The sequence below is a fragment of the Streptomyces flaveolus genome (assembly GCF_000716535.1).
Lineage (GTDB): Bacteria > Actinomycetota > Actinomycetes > Streptomycetales > Streptomycetaceae > Streptomyces > Streptomyces flaveolus_A.
Window position 1 is genome coordinate 139,162 of sequence record NZ_JNWV01000011.1, and the last position, 25,177, is coordinate 164,338.

Annotated in this window: 20 protein-coding genes and 1 pseudogene; 14 read left to right on the top strand and 7 right to left on the bottom strand. The window is 72.5% G+C overall.

What is annotated here, in order from left to right:
* Nucleotides 1–157 precede the first annotated feature (157 nt).
* The 3 genes from OO52_RS13895 to OO52_RS13905 all read left to right on the top strand — a co-directional run bounded on the left by OO52_RS13895 (nucleotide 158) and on the right by OO52_RS13905 (nucleotide 4,520).
* A complete protein-coding gene (locus tag OO52_RS13895) occupies nucleotides 158–1,270 on the top strand; it encodes an NAD(P)H-dependent flavin oxidoreductase (RefSeq protein WP_030644263.1) in 1,113 nt (370 codons plus the stop codon).
* Complete coding sequence (locus OO52_RS13900) at nucleotides 1,267–2,826, top strand: acyl-CoA synthetase (protein ID WP_030644265.1); 1,560 nt, start codon at nucleotides 1,267–1,269, stop codon at nucleotides 2,824–2,826. The genes OO52_RS13895 and OO52_RS13900 overlap by 4 nt, the downstream gene beginning before the upstream one ends.
* 197 nt (nucleotides 2,827–3,023) lie before the next feature.
* A complete protein-coding gene (locus OO52_RS13905; protein WP_030644267.1) occupies nucleotides 3,024–4,520 on the top strand; it encodes an acyl-CoA synthetase in 1,497 nt (498 codons plus the stop codon).
* A gap of 109 nt (nucleotides 4,521–4,629) precedes the next feature.
* Here OO52_RS13905 and OO52_RS13910 read toward each other — a convergent pair whose 3' ends face one another.
* The 3 genes from OO52_RS13910 to paaK form a co-directional block, all read right to left on the bottom strand.
* Nucleotides 4,630–5,511, bottom strand: a complete 882-nt coding sequence (locus OO52_RS13910; RefSeq protein WP_030644269.1) for a TIGR03620 family F420-dependent LLM class oxidoreductase — start codon at nucleotides 5,509–5,511, stop codon at nucleotides 4,630–4,632.
* A gap of 132 nt (nucleotides 5,512–5,643) precedes the next feature.
* Nucleotides 5,644–5,976 (bottom strand): ArsR/SmtB family transcription factor, encoded by a 333-nt coding sequence (locus tag OO52_RS13915; protein ID WP_030644270.1) that lies wholly within the window; start codon nucleotides 5,974–5,976, stop codon nucleotides 5,644–5,646.
* Nucleotides 5,977–6,152: 176 nt separating this feature from the next.
* Complete coding sequence (paaK, locus tag OO52_RS13920) at nucleotides 6,153–7,457, bottom strand: phenylacetate--CoA ligase PaaK (protein ID WP_030644272.1); 1,305 nt, start codon at nucleotides 7,455–7,457, stop codon at nucleotides 6,153–6,155.
* Between the two features lie 174 nt (nucleotides 7,458–7,631).
* On the opposite strand from paaK, the gene OO52_RS13925 reads away from it, so the two are divergent.
* Nucleotides 7,632–8,468, top strand: coding sequence for an alpha/beta fold hydrolase (locus OO52_RS13925; protein ID WP_030644274.1), 837 nt, complete (start codon nucleotides 7,632–7,634; stop codon nucleotides 8,466–8,468).
* A gap of 111 nt (nucleotides 8,469–8,579) precedes the next feature.
* Here OO52_RS13925 and OO52_RS53965 read toward each other — a convergent pair whose 3' ends face one another.
* Together OO52_RS53965 and OO52_RS13930 are read right to left on the bottom strand one after the other, a co-directional pair.
* Nucleotides 8,580–8,705 (bottom strand): hypothetical protein, encoded by a 126-nt coding sequence (locus OO52_RS53965; protein WP_267885027.1) that lies wholly within the window; start codon nucleotides 8,703–8,705, stop codon nucleotides 8,580–8,582.
* 159 nt (nucleotides 8,706–8,864) lie between these two features.
* Entirely contained in the window at nucleotides 8,865–10,481 is a 1,617-nt protein-coding gene (locus tag OO52_RS13930) for an acyl-CoA synthetase (protein WP_030644276.1), read from the bottom strand.
* Between the two features lie 189 nt (nucleotides 10,482–10,670).
* On the opposite strand from OO52_RS13930, the gene OO52_RS13935 reads away from it, so the two are divergent.
* The 9 genes and pseudogenes from OO52_RS13935 (at nucleotide 10,671) to OO52_RS13975 (ending at nucleotide 19,905) form a co-directional block, all read left to right on the top strand.
* On the top strand, nucleotides 10,671–11,471 hold the full coding sequence (locus OO52_RS13935; protein WP_030644278.1) for a crotonase/enoyl-CoA hydratase family protein: 801 nt from the start codon (nucleotides 10,671–10,673) through the stop codon (nucleotides 11,469–11,471).
* Nucleotides 11,472–11,595: 124 nt separating this feature from the next.
* Nucleotides 11,596–12,537, top strand: coding sequence for a Zn-ribbon domain-containing OB-fold protein (locus OO52_RS13940; RefSeq protein ID WP_030644280.1), 942 nt, complete (start codon nucleotides 11,596–11,598; stop codon nucleotides 12,535–12,537).
* Nucleotides 12,534–13,604 carry a thiolase domain-containing protein gene (locus OO52_RS13945; RefSeq protein WP_030644282.1) on the top strand — a complete coding sequence of 357 codons (1,071 nt, stop codon included), beginning with the start codon at nucleotides 12,534–12,536 and terminating at the stop codon, nucleotides 13,602–13,604. Before OO52_RS13940 ends, OO52_RS13945 begins: the two co-directional genes overlap by 4 nt.
* Nucleotides 13,601–14,766, top strand: a pseudogene (locus OO52_RS13950) (thiolase domain-containing protein). The gene OO52_RS13945 and the pseudogene OO52_RS13950 overlap by 4 nt, the downstream one beginning before the upstream one ends.
* A 116-nt stretch (nucleotides 14,767–14,882) precedes the next feature.
* Nucleotides 14,883–15,125 (top strand): DUF397 domain-containing protein, encoded by a 243-nt coding sequence (locus OO52_RS13955; protein ID WP_030644284.1) that lies wholly within the window; start codon nucleotides 14,883–14,885, stop codon nucleotides 15,123–15,125.
* A gap of 172 nt (nucleotides 15,126–15,297) precedes the next feature.
* Nucleotides 15,298–16,200, top strand: coding sequence for a universal stress protein (locus tag OO52_RS13960; RefSeq protein WP_030644286.1), 903 nt, complete (start codon nucleotides 15,298–15,300; stop codon nucleotides 16,198–16,200).
* 291 nt (nucleotides 16,201–16,491) lie between these two features.
* Complete coding sequence (locus tag OO52_RS13965) at nucleotides 16,492–17,748, top strand: extracellular catalytic domain type 1 short-chain-length polyhydroxyalkanoate depolymerase (protein ID WP_030644288.1); 1,257 nt, start codon at nucleotides 16,492–16,494, stop codon at nucleotides 17,746–17,748.
* Between the two features lie 140 nt (nucleotides 17,749–17,888).
* Complete coding sequence (locus tag OO52_RS13970) at nucleotides 17,889–19,349, top strand: tannase/feruloyl esterase family alpha/beta hydrolase (RefSeq protein ID WP_030644289.1); 1,461 nt, start codon at nucleotides 17,889–17,891, stop codon at nucleotides 19,347–19,349.
* A 58-nt stretch (nucleotides 19,350–19,407) separates the two neighbouring features.
* A complete protein-coding gene (locus tag OO52_RS13975; RefSeq protein ID WP_014670824.1) occupies nucleotides 19,408–19,905 on the top strand; it encodes a hypothetical protein in 498 nt (165 codons plus the stop codon).
* Between the two features lie 33 nt (nucleotides 19,906–19,938).
* Here the strand turns inward: OO52_RS13975 and OO52_RS13980 are convergent, their stop codons facing one another.
* A complete protein-coding gene (locus OO52_RS13980; protein WP_030644291.1) occupies nucleotides 19,939–21,909 on the bottom strand; it encodes an N-acetylmuramoyl-L-alanine amidase in 1,971 nt (656 codons plus the stop codon).
* Nucleotides 21,910–22,175: 266 nt separating this feature from the next.
* Complete coding sequence (locus OO52_RS13985; protein ID WP_030644293.1) at nucleotides 22,176–23,321, bottom strand: aminoglycoside phosphotransferase family protein; 1,146 nt, start codon at nucleotides 23,319–23,321, stop codon at nucleotides 22,176–22,178.
* Between the two features lie 343 nt (nucleotides 23,322–23,664).
* Here OO52_RS13985 and OO52_RS13990 point away from each other — a divergent pair, with 343 nt between their 5' ends.
* Nucleotides 23,665–25,161, top strand: coding sequence for a DNA-binding protein NsdB (locus tag OO52_RS13990; RefSeq protein WP_030644295.1), 1,497 nt, complete (start codon nucleotides 23,665–23,667; stop codon nucleotides 25,159–25,161).
* Nucleotides 25,162–25,177: the final 16 nt, after the last annotated feature.

Here is a 25,177-nt window from a genome sequence, read left to right on the forward strand (position 1 = left end):
CCTCCCGCGTGAAAGTATTTTTCGGCGCCTGCCTTGCACCGTGAAACTTTCCTGTCAGGAAGGGGATGTGTCAACGGGGCGCGTGACCTTCCGAGAAATCTGACGAGCAGTCAGAAAAGGTCTTCCGTCGTCCGGTCGGCTGCGGCATCCTGCGCCCATGCAGACGGAGCTGAGCAGGAAACTGGGAATCGAGCACGCCGTCTTCGGCTTCACGCCGTTCCCCGCCGTCGCCGCGGCCATCAGCCGGGCCGGCGGCTTCGGCGTGCTCGGCGCGGTCCGCTACACCGCCCCCGACGACCTCAAACGCGACCTCGACTGGCTCGACGCCCACGCCGGGGGCCGGCCCTACGGGCTGGACGTGGTCATGCCCGCGAAGAAGGTCGAGGGCGTCACGGAGGCCGACGTCGAGGCGATGATCCCCGAGGAACACCGCCGGTTCGTACGGGACACCCTCGCCGCGCACGGCGTCCCCGAACTGGCCGATGGCGAGGCCTCCGGGTGGCGCATCACCGGCTGGATGGAACAGGTCGCCCGCACCCAGCTCGACGTCGCCTTCGACTACCCCATCAGGCTGCTCGCCAACGCCCTCGGCTCCCCGCCCGCCGACGTCGTCGCACGCGCCCACGACCGCGACGTCCTGGTCGCCGCGCTCGCCGGCAGCGCCCGGCACGCCCGCAAGCACCAGGAAGCCGGCATCGACATCGTGGTGGCCCAGGGCTACGAGGCCGGCGGCCACACCGGGGAGATCGCCACCATGGTGCTCACCCCCGAGGTCGTGGAGGCCGTCGACCCGCTGCCCGTCCTGGCCGCGGGCGGCATCGGCAGCGGACCGCAGGTGGCCGCCGCGCTCGCCCTCGGCGCCCAAGGTGTATGGCTGGGCTCCATATGGCTCACCACCACAGAAGCCGACCTCCACTCGCCCGCCCTGACCCGCAAACTGCTCGCCGCCGGGTCCGGGGACACCGTCCGCTCCCGCGCCCTGACCGGGAAACCCGCACGCCAGCTCCGCACCGCGTGGACCGAAGCCTGGGACGACCCGGCCGGACCCGGCACCCTGCCCGTGCCCCTGCAGGGCCTGCTGGTCGCCGACGCCGTCTCCCGCATCCAGAAGTACGAGGTCGAGCCCCTGCTCGGCACGCCGGTCGGCCAGATCGTCGGCCGGATGACCGCCGAACGCAGCGTCCAGGCCGTCTTCGACGACCTCACCCGCGGCTTCGAGAAGGCCGTGGACCGCGTCAACCGCATCGCCGGAAGGAGCGGCCGGTCGTGAGCGCACCCGCCGGCACAGCCCCCGGTTTCTGGGTCCAGGCCGCCCAGGACCCCGGCCGTACGGTCCTGATCGCGCCGGACGGAGAGGAGTGGACGGCCGGACGGCTGCACGCCGCCGCCAACCGTCTCGTCCACGGCCTGCGCGCCGCTGGCCTGCGCCGCGGGGACGCCTTCGCGGTCGTCCTGCCCAACGGCCCCGACTTCTTCACCGCGTACCTCGCCGCCAGCCAGGCCGGTCTCTACCTCGTCCCCGTCAACCACCACTTCGCGGGCCCGGAGATCGCCTGGATCGTCGCCGACTCCGGCGCCAAGGTGCTCCTCGCCCACGAGCGGTTCGCCGGCCCGGCCCGCCGGGCGGCCGACGAGGCCGGGCTCCCGCCGAGCCACCGGTACGCCGTCGGCACGGTCGAGGGCTTCCGGCCGTACGCCGAACTCCTCGACAAACAGCCCGAGTCGGCACCGCGGGACCGCGAGCTGGGCTGGGTCATGAACTACACCTCGGGCACCACCGGCCGCCCGCGCGGCATCCGCCGCCCGCTGCCCGGCAAGCGCCCCGAGGAGGCCTACCTCGGCGGCTTCCTCGGCATCTTCGGCATCAAGCCGTACGACGACAACGTGCACCTCGTCTGCTCGCCGCTGTACCACACCGCGGTCCTCCAGTTCGCGGGCGCCTCCCTGCACATCGGCCACCGCCTGGTGCTGATGGACAAGTGGACGCCCGAGGAGATGCTCCGCCTCATCGACACGCACAAGTGCACGCACACCCATATGGTCCCGACCCAGTTCCACCGGTTGCTGGCCCTCCCGGACGACGTCAGGGCCCGCTACGACGTCTCGTCCATGCGGCATGCCATCCACGGGGCCGCACCCTGCCCGGACCATGTGAAGCGGGCCATGATCGACTGGTGGGGGAACTGTGTGGAGGAGTACTACGCCGCCAGTGAGGGCGGCGGGGCCTTCGCCACCGCCGAGGACTGGCTGAAGAAGCCCGGCACCGTCGGCAAGGCCTGGCCCATCAGCGAACTCGCGATCTTCGACGAGGACGGCGAGCGGCTGCCGCCCGGTGAACTCGGCACCGTCTACCTGAAGATGAACACCGGCGGCTTCTCGTACCACAAGGACGAGGCCAAGACGCGGAAGAACCGCATCGGCGACTTCTTCACCGTCGGCGACCTCGGCTGCCTGGACGAGGACGGCTACCTCTTCCTCCGCGACCGCAAGATCGACATGATCATCTCCGGCGGGGTGAACATCTACCCCGCCGAGATCGAGTCCGCCCTGCTCGCCCACCCCGCCGTCGCCGACGCAGCCGTCTTCGGCATCCCGCACGACGACTGGGGCGAGGAGGTCAAGGCCGTGGTCGAGCCGGCCCCGGGCCACCAACCGGGCCCGGAACTGGCCGCCGCGCTCCTCGACCACTGCGCCGCGCGGCTCGCCGGCTACAAACGGCCCAGGAGCGTCGACTTCATCGCCGAGATGCCCCGCGACCCCAACGGCAAGCTGTACAAGCGGCGGCTGCGGGACCCGTACTGGGAGGGACGCACACGCCCCGTATGAGACCGGTGTGGTCCCGCCCCATGGGGGACGGGACCACAGACGGGGCGCGGATCAGTGTTCGCGCCGGATCGCCCCCGATCCGCACGTCGTGCCTCCCAACGTCGTGGAGGAAATCAACGGTTGGCGCGCCGACCGGTACGCGTCCGGGCCGGCCGGGTGCTTGACCCACCCAGGCGACGGACCCAGGATCTTGAGTCATGACGCAGGGACAGGGCAGCACGGTGGACGGGGTGCTGCGGCGCAGCGCCCGGCGCACCCCGGCACGGATCGCGGTCGAGTACGCCGACCGTACCTGGACGTACGAGGAACTGGACGAGGCCGTCTCCCGCGCGGCGGGCGTCCTGCTCGGCCAGGGCCTCACCCCCGGCGACCGGGTCGGCTCCTACGGCCACAACTCGGACGCCTACCTGATCGGCTTCCTGGCCTGCGCCCGCGCCGGTCTCGTGCACGTGCCGGTCAACCACAACCTCACCGGCGACGACCTCGCGTACATCGTCCGCCAGTCCGGCAGCTCCCTGGTCCTCACCGACCCCGGCCTCGCGGACCGGCTCCCCGGTGACGTCCGCACGCTGCCCCTGCGCGACACCGACGACGCACTCCTGGCCCGACTCGCGACGACACCCCCGTACGACGGCCCGGAGCCGCGCACCGAGGATCTGGTGCAGCTCCTCTACACCTCGGGCACCACCGCCCTGCCCAAGGGCGCGATGATGACGCACCGCGCCCTGGTCCACGAGTACCTGAGCGCGATCACCGCCCTCGACCTCAGCGCCGGCGACCGCCCCGCGCACTCCCTGCCGCTCTACCACTCCGCGCAGCTGCACGTCTTCCTGCTGCCCTACCTGGCGGTCGGCGCCACCAACCTGATCCTCGACGCGCCCGACGGGGACCGCCTGTTCGACCTGATCGAAGCGGGGCGCGTGGACAGCCTGTTCGCCCCGCCGACGGTCTGGATCGGCCTCGCGGGCCGCCCGGACTTCACGACCCGGGACCTGTCCGGACTGCGCAAGGCCTACTACGGCGCGTCGATCATGCCGGTGCCGGTCCTGGAGCGTCTGCGCGAGCGGCTGCCGGAACTCGGCTTCTACAACTGCTTCGGCCAGAGCGAGATCGGCCCGCTGGCCACCGTCCTCGCGCCCCACGAACACCAGGGCCGGATGGACTCCTGCGGCCGTCCCGTCCTGTTCGTCGACGCCCGCGTGGTCGACGAGGACGGCAAGGACGTCCCGGCCGGCACGCCCGGCGAGATCGTGTACCGCTCACCGCAGTTGTGCGAGGGCTACTGGGACAAGCCCGAGGAGACCGCCGAGGCCTTCCGCGACGGCTGGTTCCACTCCGGGGACCTCGCGGTACGGGACGCCGATGGGTACTTCACCATCGTGGACCGGGTGAAGGACGTCATCAACTCCGGCGGTGTACTGGTGGCTTCGCGCCAGGTCGAGGACGCCCTGTACACCCATGAGGCGGTCGCAGAGGCCGCCGTGATCGGCCTGCCCGACGAGCGGTGGATCGAGGCCGTCACGGCGGTCGTCGTCCCGCGCGGCGAGGTGACGGAGGAGGAGCTGATCGCGCATGTGAGGGCGCGGCTCGCGCCGTTCAAGGCACCCAAACGGGTGGTGTTCGTGGGGGAGTTGCCGCGCAACGCGAGCGGCAAGATCCTCAAGCGCGAGCTGCGCGACCGCTTCGGCGGCTAGCGGGCGCGTACGGCCACCGACCCGGGGGCGCGGTGCTCGGGCCCGGGCACACGGCGCTCGGTCAGGGCGTACGGCGCCTGGCCGGGGCGTACGGCCGCCAGCCGACCGCTCAGCGGCCGGCCGGGTCCTTCGCCGGCAGCAGCGCGTCGGCCAGCGACCGCCAGTGCGGCAGCGCCGACTCGCCCGGCTGCACGCCGATCACCTGCACGGCCACGTGGTCGGCGCCCGCGTCGACGTGGCCGCGCAGCTTCCGTACGACGGCGTCCGGGTCGCCCCAGAACACCAGGTCGTCCACGAAGCGGTCGCTGCCGCCGCCGGAGAGGTCGTCGTCGGTGTAGCCCAGCCGGCGGAACTTGGCGAGGTTGTACGGCGTCCGCAGATAGCCGTCCAGATGTTCGCGCGCGAGGCCGCGGGCGCGGACCGGGTCGGTCTCGAACAGCACGGCGTGCTCGACGGCCAGGAACGCGTCCGGGCCGAGGGTCTCCCGGGCCTGTGCGGTGTGGGCCGTGTTCACGTGGTAGGTGTGGGCGCCCGCGGCGCGGTCGCGGGCGAGCTGGAGCATCTTCGGCCCGTAGGCGGCCAGCAGCCGCCGGACCGGGGTCCGCGGGAGCGGGTTCGGCGTCTCCAGGGTGTCCAGCTCGTCCAGGTACGCGGACATGGCCGCCAGCGGCTTGACCCCCGGCCGGGGGTCACCGCCGAAGCCCAGGCCCAGTACGTGCCGGCCCGGGTAGGCGTCCGCCAGCAGCAGCGCGGCGCCGTGCGTCCAGCGGGCCTCGCGGGACCAGATCCGGGCGATGCCGTTGACGACCGTCAGCCGCCGGCCGGCGGAGAGCAGCAGGCCGGCGTGGGTGAACGCGTCCCGGCCGAGCGCCTCGGGGATCCACAGCGTCCGCCAGCCCATGTCCTCGAGCTGCTGGACGGAGTCCCGGATCCGCGTGGCCGGCAGGTGCTCGAAGTCGAAGGTGTAGATCCCGAACGTGCCGAGGTCCATGGGTGTGCTCCCTCGCAGGACAGAACTTGTTTCGTCGATTCGGAATATCGCAGATTCTCGATATGAGATGCAAGGGGGAGCGCCGGCGGCGGAAACGCCAGTGGTGGGACGGTGGCGCCGGGAAGGAGACGGCTAGAGGGTCTGCCCGAGCCGGGCGACGAGGTCGGCGATGCGCTGCTCGTCCCGCTTGTAGTGGGTCCACTTGCCGACCCGGGTCGCCCGGACCAGACCCGCGCGCTGGAGTTCCGCCATGTAGGCCGACACGGTGGACTGCGCCAGCCCCGCCTTCGCCTGAATGTGGCTCACGCACACACCCACCTCGGCGGGGTCGGCGATGGCCGCCTCCATCGGAAAGTGCCGCTCGGGCTCGCGCAGCCATCGCAGCATCTGCAGGCGCATCGGGTTGGACAGCGCCCGCAGCGCGTTGACCAGGTCCGGCTCCGGGGTGGGGGCGGTGTCCGTCATGGCTCCGGAGTATAGGCCGCGGCCGACGTTTCGAGGTACGTCGATACGAATACAGGGAGCGGCTGTCCCGCGCGGTCGTGGCTGTCCCGGTCGTGGCTGTCCCGCACGGTCAGGGCTGTCCACGCGGTCGGGGCCGTGCTGTCCACGCGGTCGGGGCCGTCCCGTATGCCGGTTCCCTACCCGGCGTCGCGCGGCCGCAGGTCCACGATCCGGCGGATCTTGCCCACCGAGCGCTCCAGTGACTCGGGCTCCACGATCTCCACGCCGACCGACACCCCGATGCCGTCCTTGACCGCCGCGACGATGGCCCGCTCCGCCGCCTCCCGGACCTCCGGCGGTGCGTCCGGGCGGGCCTCGGCCCGCACGGTCAGCGCGTCCATGCGGCCCTCGCGGGTGAGGCGCAACTGGAAGTGCGGCGCCACACCGGGCGTGCGCAGCACGATCTCCTCGATCTGGGTCGGGAACAGATTGACCCCGCGCAGGATCACCATGTCGTCACTGCGCCCGGTGATCTTCTCCATCCGCCGGAACACCCGGGCCGTGCCGGGCAGCAGCCGCGTCAGGTCCCGTGTGCGGTACCGGACGATCGGCATGGCCTCCTTGGTCAGCGAGGTGAACACCAGCTCGCCCCGCTCGCCCTCCGGGAGCACCTCACCGGTGATCGGATCCACGACTTCCGGGTAGAAGTGGTCCTCCCACACATGGAGGCCGTCCTTGGTCTCCGCGCACTCCTGGGCGACGCCGGGGCCGATCACCTCGGAGAGTCCGTAGATGTCGACGGCGTCGATCGCGAACCGCTCCTCGATCTCCCGCCGCATCTGCTCGGTCCAGGGTTCGGCCCCGAAGACGCCCACCCGCAGCGAGGTGGCGCGCGGGTCCACGCCCTGCCGTTCGAACTCGTCCAGCAAGGTGAGCATGTAGGACGGCGTCACCATGATGACGGACGGTTCCAGGTCCTGGATCAGCTGCACCTGCCGGGCCGTCATGCCGCCGGACGCGGGGACGACCGTACAGCCCAGGCGCTCGGCGCCATAGTGGGCGCCGAGCCCCCCGGTGAACAGCCCATAGCCGTACGCCACATGTACGACATCCCCCGGCCGGCCGCCGGCCGCCCTGATCGACCGCGCCACCATGTCGGCCCACATGGAAAGGTCGTTGTCCGTGTAGCCGACGACCGTGGGGCGTCCCGTGGTGCCGCTGGAGGCGTGCAGCCGGCGGATCCTCTCCCGGGGCACGGCGAACATGCCGTACGGGTAGTTCTCCCGGAGGTCCGCCTTGGTCGTGAAGGGGAAGTGCGCGAGGTCGGCGAGGGTGCGGCAGTCCTCCGGGCGGACGCCCGCCTTGTCGAAGGACTCGCGGTAGAACGGCACGTTCTCGTACGTGTGCCGGAGCGACGCGCGCAGCCGCTCCAGCTGGAGCGCCCGCAGTTCCTCGGGTCCGAGCCGTTCGCCCGCGTCGAGCAGGTCCGTCACATCCGCCATCGCGACGTCTCCCTCACCAGCAGCACCATTCCACCGACCGATCATTCGGTTGATGTGTTCCGGGTCAGTAAATGCAGCTCACGGACCCTGAGGCAAGAGGGCGGCGAAGATTTTCCGTGCGGGGCATGGCACAGGCGTTGCGGTCGAGGGGCGAGGAACACCATGATCAGCGGCATGCCGATCTTCACCGCGTCCGATGGCACCCGGCTCGCCTACCACCTGCGGGGGGAGGGGGAGCCGCTCGCCGTGGTGCCCGGCGGGCCCATGCGGGCCTCCGAGTATCTCGGGGAGCTGGGCGGGCTGACCGCGCACCGCAGGCTGGCCCTGCTCGACCTGCGGGGGACCGGTGGCTCCGAGGCGCCGGCGGACCCCGCGACGTACCGCTGCGACCGGATGGTCGAGGACCTTGAGGTATGGCGGGTCCACATGGGTCTGGAACACATGGATCTGCTCGCCCACTCGGCGGGTGCCGCCCTGGCGATGCTCTACGCGGCCCGTCACCCGCAGCGGATACGACGGCTGATGCTGATCACCCCCAATCCGTCCGCCCTGGGGCTGCGGGCCGTACCCGAGGACCGGCTCGCCGCGGCCCGGCTGCGTGAGGGCGAGCCGTGGTTCGGGCGGGCGTTCCCCGCCTTCCGGGCCTGGCTCACGGGCGAGGCGGACTTCGACGACGTGTTCCTGCCGTTCTTCTACGGCCGCTGGGACGACACCGCCCGGGCTCACACGGACGCCGAACTGCGACAGACCAACGAGGAGGCCGGCGAGCGCTACTTCGCCGAGGGCGCCTTCGCCCCGGACGCGACCCGGAACGCCCTCGCGGCCCTGACCGCGCCGGTCCTCGTGTACGCGGGCGCGCTCGACGGCTGGCCGAGCCCCGCCGTCGCCCGCCGCGCCGCCGAGGCCTTCCCGCACGCCGAGTACGCCGTCCAGCCCGGCGCCGCGCACTACCCCTGGCTGGACGACCCGGAACGCTTCGTCAGCCGGACGCTCGCCTTCCTGGACCGGTGACGGGTTCCCCGGCCGACGGCGGGTTCGCCAGTCCTTGAGGGGTGCCTCACCAGTCCTTGAGGGTGCCTCGACGCTTGTCGGCTTCCTCGGCCGCAGGCCCGAGGCCGGAGGTCAGCCCGGCCGCGGGCCGTACGCCCGCAGGAACCGGTCCCGGAAGGCGTCCATCGCCCAGACGGGGGCGTCCGCGGCCGGCTTCAGATCCTCGGTCCAGCCCCAGCCGGAGATCCGCTCCAGCACCCGGGGTCGTGGGCGACGACAGGCCGCTCGCGACGGGTCGACCCGGGCAGCCGGGGCGCTCGCACCCCCGCCCTGTCGTCACTCTCCGTCAGTGAACAGCCCGGCCGTGCACACAGAGTATTCCTCGGCTGCGGACCCGGCGGCGCGGGGCACCCCGGGCTACGGCCGCTCCGCCGCCGCCACCTGCCGCGCCCACCGGTAGTCCGCCTTACCGCTCGGCGACCGCTGGATGGCGTCCGTGATGACCAGCCGGCGGGGGACCTTGTAACCGGCCAGGCGGGTACGGCAGTGGCTCTGGATGTCGGCCAGCGAGGGGCGCGGCGCCCCCGCGCGCAGCTGCACCACGGCCGCCACATGGTTGCCCCACCTGGAGTCCGGCACGCCGGCGACCAGCGCGTCGTACACGTCCGGGTGCGCCTTGAGCGCCTGCTCGACCTCCTCCGGGTACACCTTCTCGCCCCCGGTGTTGATGCACTGCGAGCCCCGGCCCAGGACGGTGACCACGCCGTCCGCGTCGACCGTCGCCATGTCTCCGAGCAGCACCCAGCGCCGCCCGTCCTTCTCGAAGAACGTCTCGGCGGTCTTCACCGGGTCGTTGTAGTAGCCGAGCGGTACATGACCGCACTGCGCGACCCGGCCCACCTCGCCCGGCGCGACCGGCTCGTACGTCACCGGGTCCACCACCCGGGTACGGGAGTTGACCCGGATGCGGAACCCGCGCTCGGGCCCCGCGTCCTCGGTCGCGGTGCCGTTGAAGCCGGACTCGGAGGAGCCGAAGTTGTTCAGGAGCATCGCGTGCGGGACCAGCTCGTGGAACTGCCGGCGCACCGTCTCCGACATGATCGCGCCCGACGAGGAGACGCTGAACAGGGCGGAGCAGTCGGTGCCCTTCAGGGGGCCGCCGAGCGCGTCGATGAGCGGCCGGAGCATGGCGTCCCCCACCAGGGACATGCTGGTGACCCTCTCGCGCTCGACGGTCCGCAACACCTCCTCCGGCACGAACCTGCGGTGCAGCACGACCCGTTGGCCGAAGTTGAAACCGATGAACGCGGTGAGCGTCGACGTGCCGTGCATCAGCGGGGGAGTGGGGAAGAAGGTGATCCCGGCGCCGCCCGCGGCCACCCGCCGGGCCAGCTCCTCGGGGGCCCGCACCGGCTCCCCGGTCGGCGCGCCGCCGCCCAGTCCGGCGAAGAACAGATCCTCCTGACGCCACATCACGCCCTTGGGCATGCCGGTCGTACCGCCGGTGTAGATGATGAACTGGTCGTCCCCGGAGCGCGCGGGGAAGCCTCGCCCGGGCGACCCGGCGGCCTCCGCGTCGGCGAACGGCACCGCGCCGGGCACCGCCTCCACGGCCGGCGCGCCCACCCGCAACAGATGCCGTAGCTTCGGCGCCCGCGGCAGCGCCCGCGCGACCCGGTCCTCGAACTCCGCGTCGAAGACCAGCGCCACCAGGTCCGCGTCCCGGTAGAGGTACACCAGCTCCTCTTCGACATAGCGGTAGTTGACGTTGACCGGGACGACCCTGGCCTTCAGGCAGCCCAGGACCGTCTGGAGGTACTCGACGCCGTTGTACAGGTGCAGGCCGAGGTGTTCGCCGGGGCGTACACCCCGGTCGGTCAGGTGGTGCGCGACGCGGTTGGCTGCGGCGTCCAGCTCCGCGTAGGTCAGCCGGCGCTCCGAGCCCGTGCCGGGATGGTCGAGGTACACGAGCGCCTCACGGTCCGGGACCACGTCGACGACCGACTCGAACAGGTCGGCAAGGTTGTACTCCACCGCTTCCTCCTGACCCCGGCAGCGCTGTCGAAGAGAGGCGCATCCGTCGGTTCGCCGGTCATCAGAGCGAAGCGCGCCGCAACTGTGAAGGGTCCGCACCGAAGGAATCTGACTGTCTGTCAGAAAACCCTTGAAGTGCCCCCTCGCCTCCTGCAACCTGTTCTCGCTCCGACCGAGGGGAGATGGCCCATGGGTGGGACGGAACACCTCACCGTGCAGCGAGAAGGCGCCACACTGGTGCTCACGCTCAACCGGCCCGACGCCAGGAACGCGCTCTCACCGGCGATGCTCGTCGGCCTGTACGACGGCTGGATCGAGGCCGACGCGGACGACTCCGTCCGCTCGATCGTGCTCACCGGCGCCGGCGGCTCCTTCTGCGCCGGCATGGACCTCAAGGCGCTGGCCGGCGACCGCATGCGGGGGGAGGAGCACCGCGACCGGCTGAAGGCCGATCCCGACCTGCACTGGAAGGCGATGCTGCGCCACCACCGCCCCCGCAAACCCGTGATCGCCGCCGTCGAGGGCCCCTGCGTCGCGGGCGGCACCGAGATCCTCCAGGGCACCGACATCAGGGTCGCGGGCGAGTCCGCGACCTTCGGTCTGTACGAGGTGAGACGCGGCCTGTTCCCGATCGGCGGCTCCACCGTCCGCCTCCAGCGCCAGATCCCGCGCACCCACGCCCTGGAGATGCTGCTCACCGGACGCCCCTACAGCGCCCGGGAGGCGGCCGGGATCGGCCTGATCGGACATGTCGTCCCCGACGGCACCGCCCTCGCCAAGGCCCTGGAGATCGCCGAGCGGGTCAACGCGTGCGGCCCGCTCGCCGTCGAAGCCGTCAAGGCCTCCGTGTACGAGACCGCCGAGATGACCGAGACCGACGGACTGGCCGCCGAACTCGTCCGGGGATGGCCGGTCTTCGACACCGCCGACGCCAAGGAGGGCGTCCGCGCCTTCGCGGAGAAACGGCCGCCCCTCTACAAGCGTGCGTGACGCTCCGCCGGGGGGCGGCAGACGCCGTTCGCGGCACCGCGGGCCGGCCTCGGCCGGTCGCGCGGTTCCCCGCGCCCCTCACGGGGGGCCCGCCTTCACCGTCGACCTCCCAAGGAGGCAGTCGATGCCAGACGTCCTCACAGCCCCGCTCGTCGCCGAGTTCCCCTTCACCCGCTCCCTCGGCCCCGTCCAGAGCGCCTTCCTCACCGGCCTGCGCGAACGCGTCGTCCTGGGCGTGCGCACCACCGACGGCCGCACCCTGGTCCCGCCCGTCGAGTACGACCCCGTCACCGCGGAGGAGATCCGCGATCTGGTGGAGGTCGCCCCCACCGGCACGGTCACCACGTGGGCCTGGAACCACGCCCCCCGCCGCGGCCAGCCCCTCGCCACGCCGTTCGCCTGGGTCCTGGTCCGGCTCGACGGCGCCGACACCGCCCTGCTGCACGCCCTCGACGCCCCCGGCCCCGACGCCGTCCGCACCGGCATGCGCGTCCGCGTCCGCTGGGCCGGGGAACGCACCGGCGCCATCACCGACATCGCCTGCTTCGAACCGTACGACGGACCGCCCGCCGAACCGGGCGGTCACAGCAGCACGTTCGAGAACCCGCTCACCGGCATCGTCGCCCCCGCCCGTCTCGACTACACCTACTCGCCCGGCCGCGCCCAGTCCGCCTACATCGAGGCCCTCTCCGCGCGGCGCACCGTCGGCGAGCGCTGCCCGTCCTGCCGCAAGGTGTACGTGCCGCCGAGGGGTGCCTGCCCCACATGTGGGATCGCCACAGCCGAACAGGTCGAAGTGGGTCCCCGGGGCACAGTCACCACCTTCTGCATCGTCAACATCAAGGCGAAGAACCTCGACATCGAGGTCCCGTACGTCTACGCCCACATCGCCCTGGACGGCGCCGACCTCGCCCTGCACGCCCGCATCGGCGGCATCCCCTACGACCAGGTCCGCATGGGCCTGCGCGTGGAACCGGTGTGGACCGAGGGCGCCCGCCACCCCGACCACTACCGGCCCACCGGCGAACCCGACGCGGCCTACGAGACGTACAAGGAGCTGCTGTGACCAGTGAGGAAGCACCCGGCCCCCGGGACGTCGCCGTCGTCGCCTTCGCCCAGACCGACCACCGGCGCTCCACCCAGGAATCCTCCGAGGTCGAGATGCTCATGCCGGTCCTGCACGACGTCCTGGCACAGACCGGCCTGAGGACCGCCGACATCGGCTTCACCTGCTCCGGCTCCAGCGACTACCTCGCCGGCCGCGCCTTCTCCTTCACCCTCGCCCTCGACGGCGTCGGCGCCTGGCTGCCGATCTCCGAGTCGCACGTCGAGACGGACGGCGCCTGGGCCCTGTACGAAGCCTGGACCAAGCTGCTCACCGGAGACGCCGACACCGCGCTCGTCTACTCCTACGGCAAGTGCTCGCCCGGCTCCGTCCGCGATGTCCTCACCCGCCAGCTCGACCCGTACTACCTCGCCCCCCTGTGGCCCGACACCATAGCGCTCGCCGCCCTCCAGGCCCAGGCACTCATGGACGCCGGACACACCGACGAACCCGCGCTCGCCGCCGTCGGCGCCCGCAGCCGCTCCGACGCCACCGCCAACCCCCACGCCCAGCTCACCGGCCGCGTACCGCAGGGCGACTACGTGGTACGGCCGCTGCGCACCGGTGACTGCCCGCCCATCGGTGACGGCGCCGCCGCCGTGATCCTCGCGGCGGGGGAGCGGGCCCGCCGGCTGTGCGAGCGGCCCGCCTGGATCCGGGGCATCGACCACCGCATCGAAGCCCACGGCCTGGGCGTGCGCGACCTCACCGACTCACCCTCCACCCGGCTCGCCGCCGAGAACGCGGGCGCCTTCGAACGGCCCGTCGACACCGCCGAACTGCACGCGCCGTTCAGCGCACAGGAGGTGATCCTGCGCCGGGCCCTCCGCCTCGGCGACAGCGTGCGCGTCAACCCCTCCGGCGGTGCCCTCGCCGCCAACCCCGTCATGGCCGCCGGACTCGTCCGCATCGGCGAGGCCTCCGCCCGCATCCACCGCGGCGCCTCCGACCGCGCCCTCGCCCACGCCACCTCCGGCCCCTGCCTCCAGCAGAACCTGGTCGCCGTACTCGAAGGGGATCCACGATGAGCAAGGAACCCGTGGCCGTCGTCGGGATCGGCCAGACCGGGCACGTGGCCGCCCGCCGGGACGTGTCGATCGCCGGACTCGTCCGCGAGGCCGCCCAACGCGCGCTGAGCGACGCCGAGTTGACGTGGGCCGACATCGACGCCGTCGTCATCGGCAAGGCGCCCGACTTCTTCGAGGGCGTGATGATGCCCGAGCTGTACCTCGCCGACGCGCTCGGCGCGGTCGGCAAACCCATGCTGCGGGTGCACACGGCGGGCTCCGTCGGCGGCTCCACCGCGCTCGTCGCCGCGAACCTCGTCGCCGCCCGCGTCCACGGCACGGTCCTCACCCTCGCCTTCGAAAAACAGTCCGAGTCCAACGCCATGTGGGGCCTGTCCCTGCCCATCCCCTTCCAGCAGCCCCTGCTCGCCGGAGCGGGCGGCTTCTTCGCCCCCCATGTGCGCGCCTACATGCGACGCAGCGGCGCCCCGACAGCATCGGCGCCCTCGTCGCCTACAAGGACCGGCGCAACGCCCTGAAGAACCCCTACGCCCACCTCCACGAACACGACATCACCCTGGAAAAGGTGGTGGCGTCACCCATGTTGTGGGACCCCATTCGCTACTCCGAGACCTGCCCGTCCTCCGACGGAGCCTGCGCCATGGTCCTCACCGACCGCGCCGGGGCCACCCGCGCACCCCGGCCGCCCGCCTGGCTGCTCGGCGGCGCCATGCGCAGCGAGCCCACCCTGTTCGCCGGCAAGGACTTCGTGTCCCCGCGGGCCGGCCAGGACTGCGCCGCCGACGTCTGCCGGCAGGCCGGCATCGCCGACCCGCGCCGGGACATCGACGCCGCCGAACTGTACGTGCCGTTCTCCTGGTACGAGCCCATGTGGCTGGAGAACCTGGGCTTCGCCGCGCAGGGCGAGGGCTGGAAGCTCACCGAGTCCGGCGTGACCGAGCTCGACGGGGACCTGCCCGTCAACATGTCGGGCGGCGTGCTCTCCACCAACCCCATCGGCGCCTCCGGCATGATCCGCTTCGCCGAGGCCGCCCTCCAGGTGCGCGGCCAGGCCGGAGAACACCAGGTGGACGGCGCCCGCAGGGTGCTCGGGCACGCGTACGGCGGCGGCTCCCAGTTCTTCTCGATGTGGCTCGTGGGCGCCGAGCCCCCCGACTCCTGACGGTCCCGCCGGAGCGGCCGGCCGGCCTGCCGGAGGGTTCTCCCCGCGTGCCCTGTCCGCCGTAGCGACCGGTCGCTAGGCTGACCCGCGGACGACGAACCGGGAGGAGCAGGGACGTGGCCGAGAGCACCATCCAGCAGCAGCCGTTCGCGGGCTGGGACAAGCCGGAGCTGGACCTCAGCAAGGCCGAGTGGCAGTCCAGCAGCCGCGGTCTGGGCGATGTCCAGATCGCCTTTGTCGAGGGCTTCATCGCGATGCGCAACAGCGGCCGGCCGGAGAGCCCCTCCCTGATCTTCACCCCCGCGGAATGGGGCGCCTTCGTCTCCGGCGCGCGGGAGGGCGAGTTCGACCTCACCTGACAGCTCGTCCGAAGCCGTACCCGGACCTGACGGTTCCTCGCCCCGCCTCACCTGAACCGGGGGTGTTCCGGCCGGATTTCCGGACACGCGACCGGCAGCGCCCCGCGGAGGCCGGACCTGAGCCAGGCTGGCCCCAGCAAGGGGGAGGTCGTGTTCCGGAGGTGAGGCAAGGATGAACGCTGCGCCGGTCATCGCCGCGGTCGACGGTTCCGCGGACAGCCTGCGGGCCCTGGACTGGGCCCTGGACGCCGCCCGCCGCCGCGCGGCACCGCTGCGCGTGGTGCACGTACGGCAGTACGCCGCCTGGGGCCAGGCCGACGTACTGGTCGCCGGGCCGCCCGAGGCGGAGGGCGATCCGGTGCTCGACGAGGTGCGCGGCCGGCTCGCGGACCACGCGGGGCCTCCGGCCGTGGAGTACCTCGCCCTGGAGGGCGTACCGGGTGCCGTCCTGCCCGAACTGGGGGGCGACGCCCAGCTCCTGGTGCTCGGCTCCCGGGGCCGCGGTGGCTTCGCCAGCCTGCTGCTCGGCTCCAACGGCCTCGCCGCCGCCCGGGACGCCGAGTGCCCGGTGGTCGTCGTACCCCGGCCGGGCCGGGAGGTGCACGGGGAAGGACCGGCAGAGCCCGGGCCCCGGGTCGTCGTCGGCCTGCACGTCGACAGCCCCGACGAGTCCGTCCTCGCCTTCGCGTTCGCCGAGGCCGCCCTGCGCGACGCCCGGCTCCAGGTGATCGCCGCCTACCCGTGGCCGGTGCAGACCTGGTCGGCGCCCGGCCAGCTGGTGCCGCCCCTGATCGACCAGGACTCCGTGGCGCACGAGACCCGCACCCTCGCCGAGGGCTTCCTCAGCCCGCACCGCGAGCGGCACCCCGGGGTACGCGCCGACGCCGAGGCGCTGCCCGGCGACGCGGCCGGCCACCTCGTCGCCGCCTCGAAGGACGCCGACCTGGTCGTCGTCGGCCGCCACCGGCGGCGGCTGCTCGCCCCGGCCCGCATGATGGGCTCGGTCACCCAGGCGGTACTGCTGCACGCGGCGAGCCCGATCGCGGTGGTGCCGCCCGCCCCACCACAGGAGTGAGGTCGAGGAGCGACGACAGGGGAGTGCGGTCGGCGCAGTGCGGTCGGGGCGCGAGGCCGGTACCGGCGAGGTGATGCAGGCGTGACGTCGGCTTAGCAGACCGCACCGTGCTCCGCAATCCGTCCGGTGCCGACGGACGCTCCGACCGCTGTGGTGCGCCGCGCCATGGTGCCCGGACACACCCGAACCTATGGTTCCGGCACTCCCGGCTGGTTCCACCGCGCTCGGCGCGCCAGGCGCCGCCCCTGCGCGGGAGCGGCCGGGACCGTGTGTCCACCCGAAGGAGCCGCCATGTCACTGTCCCCGTTCAGCAGGGCACCCGGAGCGCCACCACGGGCCCGCCTGCTGCCTCGCCTCCTGCCCCGCCTTCTCGCCGTCCTCGCCGTCGTCCTCGGCACCGTGCTCGCCGGCCCCGCACCCCGGGCCCACGCCGCCGTCACGCTCACCCGGGTGAGCGACTTCGGCACCAACCCGGGCGCCCTCACCATGTACGTGTACCGCCCCGCCACCCTGCCGGCCCACCCGCCGGTGGTCGTGGCCCTGCACGGCTGCACCCAGAACGCCCAGGTCTACGCCGACGACTCCGGGCTGCCGCAACTCGCCGACCGTGACGGCTTCCTCCTGGTGCTCGCCGAGACCGGCACCGCCAACAACGCGAGCAAGTGCTTCAACTGGTTCCAGGCAGGCGACAATCAGCGCGGAGGGGGCGAGGCCCTGTCCGTCCGGCAGATGGTGAGCCGAGCCGTCACCGCCTACGACGCCGACCCGCAGCGCGTCTATGTCACCGGCCTGTCCGCCGGCGGCGCGATGACCGCGGTCATGCTCGCCGCCTACCCCGACGTCTTCTCGGCCGGCGCGGTCGTCGCCGGCCTGCCCTACGACTGCACCAGGGACAACAGCCCCTACACCTGCATGAACCCAGGCGTCGACCTGAGCCCGGCCGCGTGGGCCCAGCGGGTGCGGGACGCCTACCCGTCGTACGGCGGGCCGTGGCCGCGCACCGCCATCTGGTACGGCGACCAGGACAGCACCGTCGTACCGCGCAACGCCACCGAGCTGCGCGACCAGTGGACGGCCCTGCACGGCCTGTCCCAGACGCCCACGCGTACGACGACGATCGGGCCGGACGCCACCCGTCAGGACCAGTACCTGGCCGCCGACGGCACGGTCGCCGTCGAGGTCGACCGGGTCCCGGGCATCGGGCACGGCACCCCGGTCGACCCCGGCACCGGCAGCGAACAGTGCGGAAGCACCGGAGCCCCGTATTTCCTCGACTCGATCTGCTCCAGCCGCTGGATCGCCCGGTTCTTCGGCCTGGACACCAGCGACCCGGGCGACCCGGACCCGGACCCGGGCGGCGGCACCGCCGCCTGCTGGACGGCGAGCAACTACGCCCATGTACAGGCGGGACGGGCCACCACCAGCGGCGGCTACACCTACGCCAAGGGGTCCCAGCAGAACATGGGCCTGTACAACACGTTCGTCACCCACACCCTGAAGGAGTCGCCCCCGGGCTACTTCACCCTCGCCGACACCGGCTGCCCCTGACAGCCGGTCAGTGACCCACAAGGGCCGCCATGGTGCCCGACGCCGCCGAACGCGCCGTCATCATGGCGGCCCCACACATGTCCGGAACCCCCACACCACTCCTAACCTCCAGCGCGTCCCCAACCCGCCGGAGGAACCACATGCTTCCCCACCACATGCCACCGCTCGGCCCGCCCGGACGGCGCACCCGGGCCGCGCGGCGCACCGCCCGGCGCACCGCGCTGGGCGCCCTCTCCCTCGCCGCCGCCTGCTCCCTCCTGGTCACCCCCGCGACCGCCGCACCCGTCGCCCCGGGCACACCGGACGCCCACTGCGCGGAGCAGGCCCTGCTGCACGTCCCCGGCGCCGCCCGCCAGCAGGCCGACTGCCTGGACGAGCTGACCACCGCCGGGACCGTGGCCACCGGTCACACGGACCCGGCCGACTACGCGGGCCTCACCCCCAAGGACCTGTCCACGCCCAGCGGCGTCCCCGGCATCCAGATCGACGGCTACTTCCCGGACACCTCCACCACCAACACCAACCACGGCTGGCACCACGACTCCCAGTTCGTCATCCGGCTGCCCGACCACTGGAACGGCGGCCTGGTGGTCGCCGGCACCCCGGGCAACCGCGAGCAGTACGCGAACGACCGGGCCATCGCCGACTGGGTGCTCGCCCGTGGCTACGCCTACGCCGCCACCGACAAGGGCAACACCGGCACGGCCTTCTACCGCGACGGCCGCCGTCCCGGCGACGCCATCGCCGAATGGAACAGCCGCCTCACCCAGCTCACCCGCGCCGCGCGCACCATCGTCACCCAGCGCTACCACCAGCCCCCCACCCGCACCCTCGCCACCGGCATGTCCAACGGCGGCTACCTGGTGCGCTGGCAGCTCGAGCACCACCCCGAGCTGTACGACGGCGGGGTCGACTGGGAGGGCACCCTCTGGCGCACCGACGGCCCCAACCTGCTCACCTTCCTGCCGGCCGCGCTGCGCCACTACCCCGCCTACGCCGCCGGCGGCCCCGGCGCCACCGAGGCCGAGGCGGCGCTGCACCGGGCCGGCTTCCCGGCCGGCTCCGAGTTCCTGTGGCCGTACCACCACCAGGTCTACTGGGACCTCACCCAGCGGATCTACCGCGAGGAAGTCGACCCCGGCTACGACGGCGACACCGAGGCGGGCACCCCGTACTGCGCCTCCGGCACCCCGGCCTGCGACGCCGACTACGCCTACCCGGACCGGCCCGCCGCCGTCCACCGGGCGGTCGACCGCATCGCCCTGACCGGACGCATCGGCAAGCCCTTGATCACCCTCCAGGGCACCCTCGACGTACTGCTGCCGATCAGCCAGGACTCCGACGTCTACGCGCGCATGGTCCACCAGGCCGGCCGCGGCTCCCTGCTGCGCTACTACCGCATCGAGGACGGCACCCACACCGACTCGCTCGCCGATGCCTTCCCCGACCGGCTCCGCCCGATGGTGCCCTGCCACCGCTCGGCCTTCACGGCCCTGGAACGCTGGATCGCCGGAACCGGCCGCCCGCCCGCCGACCGCACCGTCGCCCGCCCGGCCGACGCGGACCCCGCCACCCTGCTCACCAGCTGCCCCCTGCGCTAGCCGATCACCCGGGCGCCCACAGGTCACCCACCGGAGCCCGGACACGTACCATGGCCGCATGTCGTTCCTCCGCCGCCGCAGCGCGACCCCCGCCGGACCCGACTTCGACGTGCTGGCCATGGACCCGGGCGACTGGCCGGGCAACCTCGGCGCGGGCCTGCTGCCCGCCCCCGACGGCACCTGCCAGGGCGTCTTCCTGCGTTACGACCTGTTCGGCGGACGCGGCCCCGCCATGATCATCGGCAACCTCCCCGAGGGCTCCCCGGCCCGTGACGTCGCCGAGGGCGAGATCCCCTTCGAGGTGGGGCAGCTGCTGCTGGCACTGGAGAACGACGAGGAGGTCACCGTCGTCGGCGTGGAGGACACCCCGGTGCTCCAGGGCGACAACCTCCTCATCGTGCGACGGCTGAAGCTCTCCGAGAGCCGGATCTCCTGTGTCCAGTTCGACCGCAGCGACGGCGTCCTCGTCACCATCGCCGCCTGGGACCGCCCGATCACCGACGACCTGTACGCCCTGCTGAAGCCGCTCCCGGCGGAGCTTTTCCAGCAGGGCTGAGAACAGGGACGGGCGCCGGGACAGACACCCCGGCTAGTGCGCCGCCGCTTCGAGCGTCACGTCCGCCGCACGGACGAACCCGACCCGGTGGCCGTACTGGATCTCGTAGTACAGGTCCTTGCCCACCACGACCCGGTGCGAGTCGGGAGTGAAGGTGACCGCGTAGTAGTACTCGCCCGGCACCTCGTCGCCGACCACGTACTTCTGCCCGGCCGGGATCGTGTAGGGCAGCGGCACCACCGACTGGGCGGGGACGTCCGCCGGGTAGGCCTCCTTCTCCGGGTAGGCGCGGCCGTACACCGGGACGCTCGTCAGACCGTCCCTCGGCGTCACCACGAGGCCCCTCGCCGGTACGGCCGCCGGGTCCTCGGACGGGTTGCGGAACCAGGCCTTCTGCCCCAGGTACCAGATGGCCGTCCAGTCGCCCCAGCGGTCGGCCACCGCGAACTGCTGGCCGGTGGAGACCCGTGAGGACAGATCGTTCACCCCGTCGGTCGGGTCGGTCTTCAGGCCGATGTCCTTGACCAGCGGGGCGGTCACGTCATGGTCGGTGTACAGCCGGACCTCGCTGGAGCCGTGCGCCGCGCACGGCTCGCCCTTGGTGGTGCAGCCGGTGTACACGGGCCGGTTCGAGGCGTAGTCCGGCAGGATCGTCACCACTGAGGCGTGCCGGCCGGCCGTGGGCCGGAACGGGTGGCCGAGCAGCTGGAAGTAGTGCCGCCAGTCCCAGTAGGGGCCGGGGTCCGTGTGCATCCCCGGGACGGTGGACGCGGTCGGGCCGGGCACGTTGTCGTGGCCCAGGACGTGCTGCCGGTCCAGCGGGACGTCGTACGTCCGGGCCAGGTACCGCACCAGCCGCGCCGAGGACCGGTACATCGCCTCCGTGTACCAGGCGTCCGGCGAGGCGAGGAAGCCCTCGTGCTCGATGCCGATCGACTTGGCGTTGACGTACCAGTTGCCGGCGTGCCACGCCACGTCCTTGCCCTTGACGTGCTGGGCGATCAGACCGTCGGTGGAGCGGATCGTGTAGTTCCAGGAGACATAGGTGGGGTCCTTGATGAGGTTCATGACCCCGTCCCAGGCGCCCTCCGTGTCATGGATGACGATGTACTTGACGCTCTGCGACGCCGGGCGGTCGCCGAGGTCGTGGTTGCCGTAGTCGTTGTCCCCGAACTCCTCGTAGGGCGCCGGAACCGACACACAGGACACCGACTTCGGGCACTCGGTGCCGTCCGTGGGCAGCGTGCGCAGGCCGGCCCGCTCCAGCCGGCCGGTGTCGGCGGTCAGCCGCGGCTGGGAGGCCAGGGCCACCTGCTGGCCGTCGTCCGTGACGCGCTCCTCGCCGGTGCGCAGCACGTCGTACACGTCGTCGGCGTACGCGGCGGCGGTCGCCCTGTCGTCCGCCCCGGAGAACCGGGCCACCGCGCCGTACCAGTCGGCCGGGTCGGCGCTCAGCGGTTCGCCCAGCTCCTTCTGCGCGGCGGCGAGCAGCGCGGCGCCGCCCGCCACGTTCGCCGCCGGGTCGGTGCGCAGCTCCTCGGCGGGGAGGCCGGTCAGCTCCGCGGCCCTCGGCAGCGTCTTCAGACGGGCCGGGACCGCCGACTCGGCCGGCACCTCGACGACGGGGTGCAGGGCGGCACGGGCACTGTCGCCCCGGGCGTCCTCCGTACCCTCGGCGAAGTGCTCCGCGGTCGCGAGCGCGGTCCGGGCGTCGGTGAGGTGCATCGGGCCGTAGCCGCCGGTCACGCTCGGCGCGCCGCCGTGCGCGTCCCAACGGGACTGGAGATAGGAGACGGCCAGCAGAACGCTCTGCGGCACGTGGTAGTCGGCCGCCGCGGTGGCGAACGCCTGCTGCAGCCGGTGCGTGGCGGAATCCGCGGCGGTGGGGGCCGGGGCCGCGCCGAGCAGGGGCAGCAGCAGGGCGGCGGAGGCGAGCGGGACGGCGGTCCGCCGTAGACGTCTGTGGCCGGGTGTGGACGTGGGGTCGGTGGCGGATCCTCGCAATGCGGCCTCCTGTGACGGGCGGGGCGTGGCGGGGCGTACGGCGCTGAGCTGGGTCAGTGGTACCGGCTTGCCGACGATCCGTCAATGATGCCTTCGGGACAGCGATTTCCCACGTCACGGAGGGTTTCCGGCGAGTTTCGCGGCGGCGGTGCGCGGGCCTGCGCGGCGTCACTGGCATACACCAGTGGCTGTGGACGCCCAGGCGTGCGAGGAAGGCTCCGCGGTGCGCCGCCGCTCAGGACGCACCGCGGAGAGCCATCGCCCCGTCAGCGAGTGCCGACCGCCGCGCGGACGGCCTTGCGGGCCATCTGGCAGTCGTCGTGCAACCGCCGGAGCAGCAGCCGCTGTTCCTCGCCGGACGGCATGGCACCGGGGTGGGCCGAGGCCGGTGCCGCCGGGGCCGTGTCGTGCATCGAACGCTGCACGGCCGTCTCGTACCTACGGATCTCCCGGGTCAGCAGGAGCATCAGGTTCACCAGGAAGGCGTCCCGGGAGGCCGTACCCGCCGACTGGGCGATCTGGCTGATCTGCCGCCGGGCCACCGGCGCGTCCCCGAGGACCAGCCACAGCGTCGCCAAGTCGTACCCCGGCAGATACCAGCCCGCGTGCTCCCAGTCCACCAGCACTGGACCGGCCGGTGACAACAGGATGTTCGACAGCAGGGCGTCGCCGTGGCAGAACTGGAGCATGCCGTGCCGGCCCACCTCGTGGGCGATGCCGTGCAGCAGCTTCTGCAGGTCGCCGAGGTCCCGGTCGGTGAGCAGGCCCAGCTCGTGGTACCGGGAGATCCGCGCCGCGTAGTCCAGCGGCATGTCGAAGGTGCCCGCCGGGGGCCGCCAGGCGTTCAGCCGGCAGATCGCACCGAGCGCGGCCCGGATGTCCGCGCGTGGTGGGGCCTCCATCGGATGCCGCTGGAACGCCGCCGTCCGGCCCGGCATCCGTTCGATCACCAGCGTGCAGTTGTCCGGGTCCGCCGCGATCAGCCTCGGCACCCGGACCGGCGGCCGGTGCCGGACGAACGAGCGGTATGCGGCTATTTCCTGGCGGCTCCGCTCCGCCCAGGCCGGTGAGTGGTCCAGGAGACACTTGGCGACGGCCGTGCTGCGCCCTGTCGTCCCGACGAGGAGGACGGACCGTCCGCTGCGCCGCAGGACCTGCACCGGGGCGAACTCCGGGCAGATCCGGTGCACCGAGGCGAGCGCGGTGCGTAGCTGCGCGCCCTGGGGGCCGGACAGGTCCAGCCTCCCGCTGAGCGGTTGGGTCCCGGGCTGGCCCGGCACCCGCCGGGCCCGGCCCGCGACCGGTACGGGACCGCCCGGGCGTGGCGCCGGGTCGAGGTAGGGCGCGCCGCCCGCCGGGCGGGGGCGCAGCGGCCGGGGCGGGGCGGACACGGAGGACGATGCTGCGTACATGGGAGAAACAGATCCCTTCGTGTGCCTGCGGTGCCTGCCTGTACGTCCGCGTTCCGAACTCATGCTCAGGTCCAGTGCCCCGTGAGCGTGGTTCCGGAAGCGTGCGCCCCCCGGCCCGGCCGTGCGGGTACACCCTGGGGAGTGTGCCCGTCATCGCCCGCCGTGCTCGGCCTCATACGGCCGTCATATGCGGGTGGCGACCGGGTCGGGGTGGCGCGTTCCTACCTGACACCCGATCGCCGGTGGCACACCATCTGGCGGACCCTGGCGAACCGTGGCGAATAGTCGCCCGGCAACCTCCACGGGGCTACTGTCAACTCAGCCGAGAACCTGGGGGCTTGACGTGAGCGGACAACCCAACACCCGCCTTGCGGACCTGTTCGGCCTGGCCGGCTGGTCCAAGGGTGAACTCGCGAGGCTGGTCAACCGGCAGGCGGCGGCCATGGGCCACCCCCAGCTGTCGACCGACACCTCCCGGGTGCGGCGGTGGATCGACATGGGAGAGATCCCGCGCGATCCGGTGCCGCGGGTGCTGGCGGCCCTGTTCACCGAGCGTCTCGGCCGTGTCGTGACCATCGAGGACCTAGGTCTGGTGCGGCACGGGCGTACGGGGAAACGGCAGAGCGACGGGATCCAGGAACATCCCGACGGTGTGCCGTGGGCGCCCGAACGGACCGCCGCGGTCCTCACCGAATTCACGGGAATGGACCTCATGCTCAACCGACGCGGCTTGGTGGGCGCGGGTGCAGCGCTCGCCGCGGGATCCACACTCAGCAGCGCCATGCGCGACTGGCTGCACACCGACCCGGCCCTGAAGGCCGACGCCCCTGTCCTCGACGACCCCCTGCACGCCGACCCCGCCGGGTTCGACCGCTACGAGGCCGCCCCCATCGGGTCCCAGGAGATCGAGGAACTGGAGCGCTCGGTCGAGGTGTTCCGCGCCTGGGACGCGGCCCGTGGCGGCGGGCTGCAGCGCAAGGCGGTCGTGGGCCAGCTCAACGAGGTGGGCGGCATGCTCGCCTACCACCATCCACCCCACCTCCAGCGGCGCCTGTGGGGCGTCGCGGCCAACCTCGCCGTCCTCGCGGGCTGGATGTCGCACGACGTCGGTCTGGAGCCCACGGCACAGAAGTACTTCGTCATCGCCGCCCACGCCGCCAGAGAGGGCGGTGACCGGCCGCGCGCGGGTGAGGCGCTGTCCCGGGCGGCCCGGCAGATGGTGCACCTCGGCCGGCCGGACGACGCCCTCGACCTGATGAAGCTCGCCCAGTCCGGCGCAGGAGACCGCCTGCAGCCACGGACGAAGGCGATGTTCCACACGATCGAGGCCTGGGCGCAGGCGTCGATGGGCAAGGGCCAGGCGATGCGCCGCACGCTCGGGCAGGCGGAGGACCTCTTCGTCTCCGACGGGCAGGACGTGGAACCGCCGGACTGGATGCAGACCTTCAAGGACGAGGATCTGTACGGCATGCAGGCGCTCGCGTACCGCACGCTGGCGGAGTTCGACCCGGGCGCCGCCGCGCACGCCCAGTACTACGCGGAGAAGGCCCTCGCCCTGCGCGTCGACGGGCGGGAGCGGTCGAAGATCTTCGACCATCTGTCCATGGCGTCGGCCTGCTTCATCGCCGACGACCCCGAACAGGCCGACCGCTACGCCCGGCTGGCCCTGATGTCGATGGGCTCGAACTCCTCCCGGCGCACCTGGGACCGGCTGCGGCAGATGTACCGGCTGACCGCGGAGTACGCCGGCTATCCGAAGATCCATGAGCTGCGGGAGGAGATCAGGCTCGCCCTGCCCAAACAGAGGGCCAAGGCGGACGGCAACAGCACACAGGCGTAAGGGGCCTGTGCGCCGC